This is a genomic window from Jeotgalibacillus haloalkalitolerans (assembly GCF_034427455.1).
Taxonomy (GTDB): domain Bacteria; phylum Bacillota; class Bacilli; order Bacillales; family Jeotgalibacillaceae; genus Jeotgalibacillus; species Jeotgalibacillus haloalkalitolerans.
The window spans coordinates 65,615-79,174 of record NZ_JAXQNN010000002.1 but is presented as its reverse complement, the minus strand read 5'-3'; the positions used below and the strand labels follow the sequence as shown (position 1 = coordinate 79,174).

Annotated in this window: 13 protein-coding genes; 1 reads left to right on the top strand and 12 read right to left on the bottom strand. The window is 43.9% G+C overall.

The genetic code is table 11. The features are described from left to right. Window positions 1–88: 88 nt before the first annotated feature. The 4 genes from rpoZ to UFB30_RS05105 are packed head-to-tail and all read right to left on the bottom strand — an operon-like array spanning window position 89 to window position 2,089. Window positions 89–316: a DNA-directed RNA polymerase subunit omega gene (gene rpoZ, locus UFB30_RS05120; protein WP_039808788.1), complete on the bottom strand. Its 228-nt coding sequence runs from the start codon at window positions 314–316 to the stop codon at window positions 89–91. Window position 317: 1 nt separating this feature from the next. Continuing rightward, window positions 318–932 (bottom strand): guanylate kinase, encoded by a 615-nt coding sequence (gene gmk / locus UFB30_RS05115; RefSeq protein WP_322420617.1) that lies wholly within the window; start codon window positions 930–932, stop codon window positions 318–320. A gap of 2 nt (window positions 933–934) precedes the next feature. Further along, window positions 935–1,198, bottom strand: a complete 264-nt coding sequence (remA, locus tag UFB30_RS05110; RefSeq protein ID WP_039808784.1) for an extracellular matrix/biofilm regulator RemA — start codon at window positions 1,196–1,198, stop codon at window positions 935–937. A 21-nt stretch (window positions 1,199–1,219) separates the two neighbouring features. Next, on the bottom strand, window positions 1,220–2,089 hold the full coding sequence (locus UFB30_RS05105; protein ID WP_322420616.1) for a YicC/YloC family endoribonuclease: 870 nt from the start codon (window positions 2,087–2,089) through the stop codon (window positions 1,220–1,222). A 114-nt stretch (window positions 2,090–2,203) separates the two neighbouring features. Between UFB30_RS05105 and UFB30_RS05100 the strand changes: the two genes are divergently transcribed. Then, window positions 2,204–3,913, top strand: a complete 1,710-nt coding sequence (locus UFB30_RS05100; RefSeq protein ID WP_322420615.1) for an Rqc2 family fibronectin-binding protein — start codon at window positions 2,204–2,206, stop codon at window positions 3,911–3,913. 201 nt (window positions 3,914–4,114) lie between these two features. Here the strand turns inward: UFB30_RS05100 and pyrE are convergent, their stop codons facing one another. From pyrE to UFB30_RS05060, 8 genes are read right to left on the bottom strand one after another with little or no spacing between them, the layout of a single operon-like run. Continuing rightward, window positions 4,115–4,723, bottom strand: coding sequence for an orotate phosphoribosyltransferase (gene pyrE, locus UFB30_RS05095; RefSeq protein ID WP_322420614.1), 609 nt, complete (start codon window positions 4,721–4,723; stop codon window positions 4,115–4,117). Next, window positions 4,716–5,423, bottom strand: a complete 708-nt coding sequence (gene pyrF, locus UFB30_RS05090; protein WP_322420613.1) for an orotidine-5'-phosphate decarboxylase — start codon at window positions 5,421–5,423, stop codon at window positions 4,716–4,718. Before pyrF ends, pyrE begins: the two co-directional genes overlap by 8 nt. Then, on the bottom strand, window positions 5,395–6,333 hold the full coding sequence (locus tag UFB30_RS05085) for a dihydroorotate dehydrogenase (RefSeq protein WP_322420612.1): 939 nt from the start codon (window positions 6,331–6,333) through the stop codon (window positions 5,395–5,397). Before UFB30_RS05085 ends, pyrF begins: the two co-directional genes overlap by 29 nt. Continuing rightward, complete coding sequence (locus tag UFB30_RS05080; RefSeq protein ID WP_322420611.1) at window positions 6,326–7,090, bottom strand: dihydroorotate dehydrogenase electron transfer subunit; 765 nt, start codon at window positions 7,088–7,090, stop codon at window positions 6,326–6,328. The genes UFB30_RS05085 and UFB30_RS05080 overlap by 8 nt, the downstream gene beginning before the upstream one ends. Then, window positions 7,087–10,278, bottom strand: a complete 3,192-nt coding sequence (carB, locus tag UFB30_RS05075; protein WP_322420610.1) for a carbamoyl-phosphate synthase large subunit — start codon at window positions 10,276–10,278, stop codon at window positions 7,087–7,089. The genes UFB30_RS05080 and carB overlap by 4 nt, the downstream gene beginning before the upstream one ends. Beyond that, window positions 10,271–11,356: a carbamoyl phosphate synthase small subunit gene (locus tag UFB30_RS05070; RefSeq protein WP_322420609.1), complete on the bottom strand. Its 1,086-nt coding sequence runs from the start codon at window positions 11,354–11,356 to the stop codon at window positions 10,271–10,273. The genes carB and UFB30_RS05070 overlap by 8 nt, the downstream gene beginning before the upstream one ends. After that, complete coding sequence (gene pyrC, locus UFB30_RS05065) at window positions 11,353–12,621, bottom strand: dihydroorotase (RefSeq protein WP_322420608.1); 1,269 nt, start codon at window positions 12,619–12,621, stop codon at window positions 11,353–11,355. Before pyrC ends, UFB30_RS05070 begins: the two co-directional genes overlap by 4 nt. Continuing rightward, the gene (locus UFB30_RS05060; protein WP_322420607.1) at window positions 12,605–13,510 is read right to left on the bottom strand and encodes an aspartate carbamoyltransferase catalytic subunit; all 906 of its coding nucleotides are present in this window, start codon (window positions 13,508–13,510) and stop codon (window positions 12,605–12,607) included. Before UFB30_RS05060 ends, pyrC begins: the two co-directional genes overlap by 17 nt. Between the last annotated feature and the right edge of the window lie 50 nt (window positions 13,511–13,560).

Here is a 13,560-nt window from a genome sequence, read left to right as displayed (position 1 = left end):
GAACGAAAAAACAACATTTTTCACTCAACAGGCATGAATCTTTAAAAAAAGAAAAAACAACCGGCAGCGGCTGTTTTTTCTGTTCATATTATTTTTCGTCTTCGTATAGAATGCCTTCCTGAGGCTTCTTCATAACAAGCTGACCTGCTGCGATCTCTTCAAGTGCCTGCCCGACGAATTTTACTGAGTGATAAGATTCAAGTGAACCTTTATCTCCTTTTTCCTGCATATTACGTGCACGCTTTGCAGCCACACTTACTAATGAATACTTTGAGTCGATATTTTTTCTTAACGCGTCAGATGATGGGTATAACATATTATTCTACCTCCAGCATTTTTTTATAGCGGGCTTCAACCCGTTCTCTTTTAAGATGTTCTGCCATAACGATTGCATTGATCCGCTCACATGCGTTTACAACATGATCATTTTCTACAACATAGTCATACAGGTTCATCATAGATAATTCTCTTCTCGCAGCTTCCACACGGGTTTTAATGACATCGTCACTCTCAGTCCCGCGTGTAACCAGGCGTGTTTCAAGCTCTGAAAGGCTTGGCGGCGCAAGGAAGATGAAAAGCCCTTCAGGAAACTTCTCTCTCACCTGTTTTGCACCTTCTACTTCAATTTCAAGAAACACATCCTTACCATTATCCAGTGTCTCTCTTACATAATCAACCGGTGTTCCGTAATAGTTGCCTACATATTCTGCATATTCAAGAAGTTTGTCGCGTTCGATTAAGGCTTCAAATTCTTCTCTTGTCTTAAAGAAGTAATCTTTTCCGTCAACTTCTCCTTCACGCGGAAGTCTCGTTGTCATGGAAACAGAATATTCATATGCTGTGTTTTCTGCTGAAAATAACTCTTTTCTGACTGTTCCTTTTCCTACACCTGATGGTCCTGAAAGAACAATCAGTACACCTTTTTCAATCATTTTTACCCTTCTTCCTGACTATCATCTTTATCTGTAAAACGGGATGCCACAGTTTCAGGCTGGACTGCAACCAGGATGACGTGATCACTATCCATAATCATCACTGCTCTGGTTCTGCGTCCATATGTTGCATCGATCAGTGTTCCTCTTTCACGTGCATCCTGTACGAGTCTTTTAACAGGTGCAGATTCAGGACTGATAATTGTGATAATGCGATTGGCAGACACAATGTTCCCAAATCCAATATTTATTAACTTTATTGACATCCTGACACCCCTTAATCAATTTCACTCAATGTTCTGAACCTGTTCACGGATTTTCTCAAGAATTGACTTCATATCAATCACCGCAGCAGCTACCCGCTCATCGCCTGCTTTAGATCCAACCGTATTGACTTCTCGGTGCATCTCCTGAGTCAGAAAATCAAGTCTTCTGCCGATCGGTTCATTTTTTTTAAGTGCATTTTCGAATTGTTTAATATGACTGAGCAATCTTGTAAATTCCTCTGTCACATCTGCTTTGTCAGCAAAGATCGCCACTTCTGTCAGCAGTCTGCTCTCATCAACCCCATTTGTATACTCTCTGATCGATTTTTCAAGACGATCTTTATACTTCTTTGAGACTTCGGGGGATCGTTTTATTGCGAACTCGACATTTTGCTTTAATGATTGTACTTGATAAAGCAGCTCATTTTCAAGCTCTTTTCCTTCATTTGTCCGCATATCTGAAAGCTTTTCGCACGCTTCTCTAAGCGCGGCAAAAATAACTTCGTCTGCTGAATGTTCTTCCTTTATTTCCACAGTAGTAAAAGCATCTGTCTGTCTCAGCAGATCTCTGACACGCAGGTCCTCTTCAACGCCATATCTGTCAGCGGCATCTTTCACAAACTGCGCGTATGCATCAAGCAGCTCCCAGTCAACCAGCAACTTATGACTGTTCGGCTTCTCGCTTTCTACTGATATATAAACATCTACTTTACCACGCTTTATGTAAGAAGAGATTACTTTTTTTATTTTATCTTCCGTTTCTGCATACATTCTTGGCATCTTAACCGTGCATTCATGAAAACGGTGATTAACTGATTTGATCTCTACCGTTACGGCAAGAAGTTCCTGCCTTGCTGTTCCTCTTCCAAATCCGGTCATACTTTTTGTCATCTCGTAAATCACCTGCTTATCTCTTTCAATGTACTTCATTATAGCATACAGACTGCCTGAAAAGATGATAAGATGGGACAGAAGATATAAAGAAAGACAGAAAGAGGGATTTGTATGTCATTTGATGGATTATTCACCAGAGCCATCACCAAGGAACTAACTGATCAATTGGACGGCGGCCGGATCAGCCGTATTCACCAGCCCTATCAGAATGAATTAATCATGGTTATCCGGGCAAAGGGTAAAAACCACAAATTACTTCTCTCAGCCCATCCTTCTTATTCAAGAATCCAGGTAACTGAAGAGCAGTATGATAACCCGTCAGAACCGCCAATGTTCTGTATGCTTCTTCGTAAGCATCTGGAAGGGGCAATCATCGAATCCATTACCCAGAAAGAGATGGAACGGATTATTGTGTTTGAAGTGAAAGGACGCAATGAAATCGGGGATATTTCATATAAACAGTTGATTGTAGAAATTATGGGAAGACACTCTAATATTATTTTAGTAGATAAAGACCGCAGCATGATTTTAGACAGTATTAAGCACTTAAACCCATCTGTGAACCGTGCGAGAACGATTCTGCCCGGAGCTGATTTTGAATGGCCCCCGGAACAGAATAAATTAAATCCGTTTGAAGTAAATGAGGACATTTTTCTGCGGACAATTGACTGGAACAGCGGGAAGCTTGATAAACAGCTTGTACAGCATTTTGCCGGACTGTCTCCCCTGTTTGCCAAAGAAGTAATCGAACGCGCAGGGTTGACTGAGAAAAAGCGTGTATATGAAGCGTTCAGTCAGCTGCTTAAAAGAGTAAAAGCGCATGACTATGAGCCCACTTTTATGCAGCATAACGGAAAAGACTATTTCTACCTTTATCCGCTTCAGCAACTAAAAGATGCACAAACGGAATCACATCCGACAATCAGCCAGCTGCTTGACCGCTATTATTTCGGAAAAGCTGAACGTGATCGTGTCAGACAGCAGGGACATGACCTTGAACGATTTATTAAAAATGAAAAAGATAAGAACGTACTGAAAATAAAAAAACTCAACAAAACGCTGGATCAGGCAGCAGAAGCGGGAAAATATCAGCTGAGCGGTGAATTGCTGACAGCTAACATTTATGCTGTGGAACGCGGCATGCCTGAAGTGGAAGTGCTGAATTACTATGAAGAAGACTCTCCCGCAGTCACAATCAAACTGGACCCGCGTAAAACACCTTCAGAAAACGCGCAGTGGTATTTCACTAAATACCAGAAAGCAAAAAATGCTGTGGAAGTCGTGAAGGAACAGATTGCGATTGCTGAAAAGGAAATTGAGTATTTTGATCAGCTGATGCAGCAGCTTGATTCTGCATCACCATCTGACCTCGAGGAAATCAGAGAAGAACTGGCTGAAGAAGGCTATATGAAAGCAAAGAAACAAAAGAAGAAAAAATCAAAACCTCAAAAGCCTGTACTCGAAGAATATATTGCAAGCAATGGCACTTTAATTCTTGTCGGAAAAAATAATAAACAAAATGATTACCTGACAAATAAGGCTGCGGGAAAAGATGAAATCTGGCTTCATACAAAGGACATTCCAGGTTCACATGTGGTCATCAGGGATAAAGAGCCGGATGAAGAGACAATTCTGGAGGCTGCTAAGATTGCTGCATATTTCAGTAAGGCCCGGGCATCAAGTTCAGTACCTGTTGATTTCACAAAAATCCGTCATGTTAAAAAGCCGAGCGGATCGAAGCCCGGCTATGTGATTTATGAGCAGCAGGAGACTGTGTATGTTACACCGGATGATGAATTAATCAGGCGATTAAAAAAATAATAGTTTCTTTATAACCGCCGAACCTTTCCGTGTGGGACTGCGCTTTCCTGCCCCCGGGCGGTGAGCCCCCTATGCTTCGCATAGATGGTCTCACCTGTCCCTTCCTGGGGCGGGAGTCTCCGTCCCACACTACAAGGTTCAGCTGATTATGGTATCTCCAGATTAATCCTCTATCTAAAATTACTTAATAACCACTTCTAACTAAAACTCGCTCTTCCACTTCGCTAATTCATTTACCTGGTCCTGACTGATATAGTTCAGTACGCTGGCTTGTTCGATCAGTGTGTCGAAATTGGTGACTGTATAGTAAGGAACACCTGCTTCTTTGAATTGCTGTTCTGCTTTTTTGAAGCCGTATGTAAATAGTGCGGCAACCCCTAGTACTTTGATCCCCTGCTCTTCAAGCGCTTTTACAGCGTCAATGCTGCTTCCGCCGGTTGAGATTAAATCCTCAATAACGACTGCTTTTTTACCAGGCGTTACTTTCCCTTCAATCTGGTTCGTTTTTCCATGCTTTTTAGCTGAAGAACGTACATAATTCATCGGCAGATTCAGTCTTTCACTGACCCAGGCAGCATGAGGAATTCCGGCTGTTGCCGTGCCTGCAATGATTTCCGCTTCAGCAAAATTTGTTTTGATCAGTTCTGTCAGCTGGTCTGCAGCGTAAGATCTGATTTCCGGATATGACATGATTAACCGGTTGTCACAGTAGATTGGTGATTTGATACCGGATGCCCATGTAAATGGGTTCTCCGGATTTAATTCCACTGCCTTTATTTCAAGGAGGTATGCAGCCATTTTTTTATTCATCAGTCCCGCTCCATTCTTTTTTTATTTGACGATAGCTTCCGGTAGGATCTTCGCTCCCTGTAATGGCTCTGCCTACCACGATTGCTGAGGCTCCGAGCTGTGCTGCTTCTGCAGGTGTAGCCGTCCGCACCTGATCGTTTGCATCTGTTCCTTTTGGCCGGATACCCGGAGTAATATATTTAAAATCAGAACCAAGCTCACTGATTAAGTGACGACAATCAGTTGCTGCACATACAATCCCGTCCAGGCCTGCCTGTTTTGCAAGACCCGCATAATGTTGAACGGATTGAATGAGGTTCAACTGTATCTGCTGTTCATTTTGCATCTGTTGTTCTGAAGTTGATGTGAGCTGAGTCACAGCAATAATCTCAGGGCGCTTTCCATTTATACAACCTTCATTCAGCCCTTTTACAGCAGCCTTCATCATATTCACTCCGCCTGCTGCATGGACATTCACAAGGTCTACATCCAGTGCTGCTAGCTGCTTCATTGCTTTTTGAACAGTTGTCGGTATATCGTGCAGTTTCAGATCCAGGAAAACTTTATGTCCCATTGCTTTGATATCTTGGATAATGGGCGGGCCGCTTTCATAAAAGAGTTCCATTCCCACTTTCACAAACAGATGTTCATCAAACTGTTTCAAAAACTGTTTTGCTTCTGCTCCGGTAAAATCAAGCGCGATGATTGGCAATTTCTCCAACTTTCCAAGCCCTCCCTTTCAGATCATGAATATGATCTGCTCCAAGTTCATCCAGGATTCCTGGCAATTCTTCAATAATTTCTTTACAGACAAACGGATTAACAAAGTTCGCAGTGCCTACTGCTGCGGCACTTGCACCCGCTGAGATGAAGTCAATGACATCCCATGCTGAACTGATGCCGCCCATAGCAATGATCGGAAGGTTTGACACCTGGCTTACTTCGTACACCATCCGGAGTGCAACCGGCTTGATCGCAGGACCTGAAAGTCCGCCTGTTTTATTCGCAATCACAGGCTTACCTGTTTTGTGGTCAAGACGCATCCCAACCAGCGTGTTAATCATGGTCAGTCCGTCCGCCCCGCCTTCTTCCACTGCGAGTGCCATTTCGGAAATGTTTGCGACGTTTGGTGACATTTTGACATATACAGGGACTGAAGAAACTTCTTTGACCCTGGCAGTGAGATCTTTAGCAATTTCCGGATCAGTACCAAATGCGATGCCACCTTCTTTCACATTCGGACAGGAAATGTTGAGCTCAAGTGCCTTCACGTTTTCAACCCGGGAAATTTTCTCCGCTACCGCAACATAATCTTCAGTCATTGACCCGGCAACGTTTGCGATCACCGGCAGATCATATTGCGCAAGCCATGGGAGCTCTGTGCTGATGACTTTTTCCAGACCTGGATTTTGCAGCCCGATTGCATTCAGCATACCAGACGATGTCTCTGCTACACGGGGGACCGGGTTACCCAGTCTCTGTTCAAGCGTTGTCGCTTTTACCATAATAGACCCGAGCAGGCTTAAATCGTAAAATTGGCTGTATTCCCGGCCAAATCCGAAACAGCCTGATGCCGGCATGACAGGGTTTTTCAAATCAAGACCTGGCAGTTTGATGCTGAGCTTATCCATAAACTAACTCCCCCTTTCTGAAAACCGGTCCATCAGTACATACTTTTTTATAAAGCTCCGGACCGTTCACAGTGCATACACACGCAAGGCAGGCTCCGATCCCGCACCCCATCCTCTGCTCCATCGAAATGTATCCGGGAATATGATTCAGCTGCTTTTCAACTGCACCAAGCATCGGGACAGGACCACATGCAAAAAACACATCTGCCTTCAGGTCAAATTCAGTAATGGCATCAGTGACAAATCCTTTTGTCCCATAGGAGCCATCTGCAGTTGTGATGTACACCGGACCCAGCTCCTTAAACGCTGATTCGTAAAAGACTGTATCCTTTGTTTCAAAACCGAGGACATGAATCACATTAAACCCCTTATTTTTTAACTGCTTTGAACATTCATAGAGAGGCGGGACTCCGATCCCGCCTCCAATCAATATCGCAGTTTGTCCTTCTGCCTGTTCAATCGGGAACCCGCTGCCAAGCGGCCCCATTACATCTATTTCTTCTGACTGATTTGCAAGCTCCCGGGTTCCGAGCCCGGAAGCTCTGTAAATCAGGGTCATTATCTGATTTTTTTTGTCATACGATGAAATACTGATTGGCCTTCTTAACAGCGGATCATTTGCAGTATTCACCTTGATATGGACAAATTGCCCCGGCATTGAGATTTCATTGACTAGTGACCCTTTCAGACTGATTTTAAAAATATTTTCAGCAATCTCAGTCTGCTGTATAATTTTCATTTTTTCGACTTTAATCATACAAGTGCCGCCTTTTTCACAGGGCTCATTGGTGCCATTGTAAAGTTCATTGACTCCAGTACACGCAGCATGGCTTCTGCTGTATCGAGTGATGTCAGACATGGTACTCCGTTTTCAACTGACTCACGACGGATTCTGAAACCGTCTCTTGCAGGCTGCTTGCCTTTTGTCAGCGTATTGACAACGAGCTGGATTTCGCCTGACTGAATGCCATCAATCAGCGTCTTGCCCTGCTCACCGATTTTATTAATTGGCTCAGCCGGAATTCCCGCTTCTTTAAATGACTGTGCGGTTCCTTCAGTTGCAAGAATGTGATAGCCAAGGCGGTGGAATCTTTCAGCAAGCATTGTACCCGCTTCCTTGTCTTTATCTGCTACCGTTAACAGAACAGAGCCATGATGTTTAATATTCATTCCTGCTGCAGTAAGCCCTTTATACAATGCTTTTTCTAATGTTTCATCTTTACCGATCACTTCACCTGTGGACTTCATTTCCGGTCCAAGCGTAATATCAACACGCTTCAGTTTCGCAAATGAGAAGACTGGAACTTTTACGTATACACCTTCTTTTTGCGGAACGAGTCCTGTACTATAGCCAAACGAACTGATTTTTTCACCGAGTATTGCTTTCATCGCCATATTAGCCATTGGAATACCTGTAATTTTACTCATAAACGGAACGGTACGGCTTGATCTCGGATTGACCTCAAGTACAAAAATTTCACCTTTAGAGATGACGTATTGAATATTAATTAATCCTTTAATATTCAGTCCTTTTGCCAGGCGGATCGTATAGTCTTCCAGCGTTGCAACATGCTCTTCAGTCAGGGACTGCGGAGGGTATACAGCAATTGAATCCCCTGAGTGAACGCCTGCGCGCTCAATATGCTCCATGATCCCCGGAATACATACTGTTTCTCCGTCACTGATCGCATCTACCTCAATCTCTTTACCAGTCAGATAGCGGTCGATTAACACAGGGTGTTCCGGACTGGCTTTTACTGCTGTATTCATGTATTGACGAAGTTCCTCTTCATGATAGACGATTTCCATTGCACGGCCGCCCAGTACATACGATGGACGGACAAGTACCGGATATCCGATTTCACCCGCAATAACGACTGCCTGCTCTTCTGATACAGCTGTTTTTCCTTCAGGCTGCGGGATACTAAGCGTTTTCAGAGCTTTTTCAAATTCATCTCTGTTTTCTGCACGATCCACATCTTCAAGCGATGTGCCAAGAATTTTCACGCCTCTTTTAGAAAGACCATCTGCCAGGTTAATCGCAGTCTGTCCGCCAAACTGTACAACGACTCCCTCCGGCTTTTCAAGGTCAATGACATGCATGACGTCTTCCAGTGTTAACGGCTCAAAGTAGAGCTTGTCCGAAATTGAGAAGTCCGTCGATACGGTTTCAGGGTTACTATTGATGACGATCGCTTCATAGCCGGCTTCTTTAATTGCCCATACTGAGTGAACAGTAGCATAGTCAAACTCCACACCCTGTCCGATTCTGATTGGACCTGATCCTAATACAATGACTTTCTTACGGCTGCTGACGACAGACTCATTTTCATCTTCATAAGTACCGTAAAAGTATGGTGTTTCAGATTCAAATTCAGCTGCACAAGTATCAACCATCTTGTAGACCGGCATTAACCCTTCTGCTTTTCTTCTGTTATAGACGTCTTCTTCAGACATGTTCCACAAAGCAGCAATTGTTTTATCACTGAAGCCCATTCTTTTCGCTTTATATAATGCTTCATATGACTGGTCTTCACGAAGCACTTTTTCAAATTGAACGATGTTGTTCATCTTATTCAGGAAGAAGAAATCAATTTTACTCCAGTCATGGATCTCTTTTATTGAAACGCCCATACGGAGTGCTTCACCGATATAAAACAAACGTTCATCCCCTGCTTTTCTGATTCTGCGTTCGACCCACTCAGCATCATTCTGCTCAATTTCCAGGTGGTAGACGTTGTTCTCAAGTGAACGGACTGCCTTCAGAAGAGATTCTTCAAGCGTACGCCCGATTGCCATCACTTCACCTGTTGCTTTCATTTGAGTACCAAGATTACGCTTTGCCGACTCAAACTTATCAAATGGCCATCTTGGAATCTTAGTAACTACATAGTCCAGTGCCGGTTCAAAGCATGCGTATGATGTACCTGTTACCGGGTTAATCATCTCATTAAGTGTAAGGCCTGTAGCAATTTTTGCTGCAAGCTTAGCAATCGGGTAGCCGGTTGCTTTAGATGCAAGTGCTGAAGATCTGCTGACCCGCGGGTTCACTTCAATAATATAGTATTGAAAGCTGTCAGGATCGAGTGCAAGCTGAACGTTACAGCCGCCTTCAATTCCGAGCGCGCGTATAATTTTGAGCGAGCAGTTTCTAAGCATCTGATATTCTCTGTCGCTCAGCGTCTGGGAAGGTGCTACAACGATTGAATCACCTGTGTGAATACCGACCGGATCTATATTTTCCATGTTACATACGACAATTGCATGATCATCTTTATCACGCATCACTTCATATTCAATTTCCTTGAACCCGGCGATGCTTTTTTCAAGTAGACATTGCGTCACGGGGCTGTATTTTAAACCGGAAGTGACAACTTCAATCAGTTCTTCTTCATTATTGCAGATTCCCCCGCCGGTACCGCCAAGGGTAAATGCCGGACGGACAATGACCGGATAACCTATTTCCTGAACAAAAGCGAAAGCTTCATCAAGATTATGGATAATTTCACTTTCAGGCACCGGCTCGTTTAACTCATTCATCAGCTTTCTGAAAAGATCACGGTCCTCCGCCTGCTGAATGGCATCCAGTTTTGTACCGAGGATTTCTACATTGCACTCCTCAAGAATGCCGCTTTCAGATAACTCAACTGCCAGGTTCAGTGCAGTCTGTCCGCCAAGCGTCGGAAGCAGTGCATCGGGTCTTTCCATTCTGATGATTCTGCTGATAAACTCTACTGTTAAAGGCTCCATATATACTTTGTCTGCAATTTCAGTATCAGTCATGATGGTTGCAGGATTTGAATTCACCAGCACTACACGGTATCCTTCTTCTTTCAGTGCCAGACAGGCCTGTGTGCCTGCATAATCAAACTCAGCTGCCTGTCCGATGATAATCGGGCCGGACCCGATCACTAAAATGGTTTTAATATCAGTACGTTTAGGCATATTGAATTTCCTCCTTCTCCATCATCTGAATAAAACGGTCAAATAATTCATTTGCATCCTCCGGACCAGGTGAAGCTTCCGGGTGATACTGTACAGAAAATGCGGCGTTTGTTCTATGAGCAATTCCTTCAACTGTTCCGTCGTTCAATGCTTTATGTGTGACAATAAAATCTGTTGTTAGCAGTGACTGTTCATCTACTGCATATCCGTGATTTTGTGCAGTAATCGCAACTTTCCCTGTAGCCAGATCCTTAACCGGATGATTTGATCCACGGTGACCGAATTTCAACTTAAATGTATCTGCTCCTCCGGCAAGCGCCAGCAGCTGGTGACCAAGGCAGATTCCAAAAATCGGCACAGCGCCGACAAGTTCTTTTACTGCCTGGACAGATTCAGGTACTGATTTTGGATCCCCAGGTCCATTAGATAACACAACGCCATCAGGATGAAGTCTCAGGATTTCTTTTGCTGAAGTGTGATATGGCACAACAATGACATCACATTGTCTGCGATTAAGTTCTCTCAGAATTCCGTGTTTCATCCCGTAGTCTACAACGACTACGCGCTTCCCTCTCCCGGGACTCGGATAAGAGGATTTAGTCGAGACGCGGCTTACCTGATCAGTGGCAAGATCGGATGATTTCAGCTCTGATACTACCTGGTCAACATCTGCAGATTCAGCACAGATTCTTCCTTTCATCGTCCCGTAGCTTCTGATCAGTCTTGTCAGCCTTCTCGTGTCGATGCCTGCGAGACCCGGAATTTTCTTTTCCTTCAGCAGATCATCAATGCTTGCTTCACTTCTGAAGTTAGCAGGCAGATCACACGCTTCTCTTACGATCAATGCCTTTATATATGGATGGATTGATTCAAAATCATCTCTGTTAATTCCGTAATTTCCGATCAGTGGATAAGTCAGAACAACCATCTGCGCACAGTAGGATGGGTCTGAAAGAATTTCCTGATAGCCGGTCATTCCTGTGTTAAAAACAACTTCGCCTTCAGCATCACCCATCCAGCCGAAACCTTCTCCTTTAAATACTGAACCATCTTCTAAAATTAGCAGCTTGTTAGTCATACGAGTTCCTCCTGAAATACGATTTTTCCTTTACTGATTGTCATGACGACTTTTCCGGTTACCTGCTGACCGCTAAAAGGTGTATTTTTCCCTTTTGACCGAAACTGTTCAGGATTGATCCTGCTCTTTTCAGTCAGATCTAATAATACAAGGTCTGCATCAACACCCTCAGAGAGCTTTCCTGCATCCAGTCCAAAAACAGCTGCCGGCTTTACTGCGAGCCACTCAATCAGCTGATCCAGTGTCCATTTCCCTGTTTCAACAAACGCTGTATTCAGCAGTTCAAATGCTGTTTCAAGTCCTGTTATGCCAAATGGTGCCCTTAGCATTCCTTCTGCTTTTTCTTTACTTGCATGAGGTGCATGGTCTGTTGCAATGAAATCAATTGTTCCGTCTTCAAGTCCCTCGATCAGTGCCTGCTGGTCTTCTTTCGAGCGGAGCGGCGGGTTCATTTTAAAATTGGCATCATCACCCGGGATCGCTTCTTCATTCAATAACAGGTGATGTGGTGTTACTTCAGCCGTTACTTTTACTCCTGCCTTTTTTGCATCCCGGATCACTCTCACTGATTCTTTCGTAGATACGTGACAAACGTGATAGTGGCAGTCAGCAGCTTCAGCCAGCAGCACATCACGGGCAATCTGCACTGATTCACACACAGATGGAATACCGGGCAGACCGAGTTCCTCTGAGCGCTTTCCTTCATGCATACATCCGCCATGAATCAGACTGTTATCTTCACAATGTGCCACAACCGCCTTCCCAAGCTTTGCTGCTCTTTCCATCACCTGCAGCATCTGGTCAGCACTTTGAATTCCGACCCCGTCATCTGTGAAGGCAAATGCCCCCTGCTTTGCAAGTGCTTCTAAATCGTTAATTTCTTTTCCCGCAAGGTTTTGTGTAATAGAAGCATATGGCAGTACCGGTACCACCGCGTCTTCTTTTATTTTTCTTTGAATGTTTCCAAGCGTTTCTATGTCATCTGGTACCGGTCTTGTATTCGGCATCGCACATACAAGCGTATATCCTCCGCGTGCTGCTGCCTGCGTACCTGTTTTAATTGTTTCCTTGTGCTCTCCACCCGGCTCCCTCAAGTGAATGTGTACATCGGTGAAGCCTGGAGAAAGCACCTTTCCTGAGGCCTCAATGACTTCCTCATTATGTAAAGGTGATAACTCACCAATTGACTGAATACTGCCATCAGAAATTCTGACATCTGTTACTCCATATCCGAATACATCTGCACCTTTAATTAATAAGTTCATGTTTTGTCTCCTCTCTTTTTGCCAGTACATATTGAAGCATCGCCATTCTTGTGAACACACCATTTTTCATTTGTTTGAAAATGCGTGATCTTTCGCATTCCACCAGTTCATCTGCAATTTCAACTCCACGATTCACAGGCGCAGGATGCATGATAATACTGTTCTTTTTCATTTTTTTCTCTCTTTCAAGTGTCAGCCCATACTGATTGTGATATTCCTGCTTTGTGAAGTTCTCACCGAATGCATGTCTTTCATGCTGAACCCGCAGCAGCATCACAACATCACTTTCTTTTACAGCCTGATCCATTTCAATGAAGGAGATCTCCTCCATATCCGGGTCACGCCAAGCTGTTGGACCTGAAAAGTTAACATTTGCACCGAGTCTTTTCAGTGCGTAAGTGTTTGACCGCGCAACCCGGCTGTGTCTGATATCGCCTGCTATCGTGATATTCAAGCCTTTAAAACGGCCAAACTCCTGATAGATCGTGAGGAGGTCAAGCATACATTGAGAAGGATGATGCCCCATACCATCGCCACCATTGATGAGTGAAATTGAAACTTTACCTTTCAGCGCATCAAAATATCTTTCTTCACTATGACGGATCACTGCTACGTCTACTCCAATCGCCTCAAGGGTTTTTACAGTGTCATAAAGTGACTCGCCCTTACTGATTGAAGCGGTGCCTGCTTCAAATGACAGAACGTTCATCCCAAGCTTTCTCTGTGCCATTTCAAAACTGCATTTTGTTCTTGTGCTGTTTTCAAAAAACAGGTTCACTGCATAAAGATCCGGTCTTGGCAGCGGCTTATGATTTTTAAGCGCTTCAGCCTGGTGAAGTACCTCATAAATATCTTCAACTGTCAGTTCATCAAGTGTAAGAAAATGCATGTTTGAACCTCCTTGTTTAATCTCCTGTCATAACCGCGGATGCTTTCCGC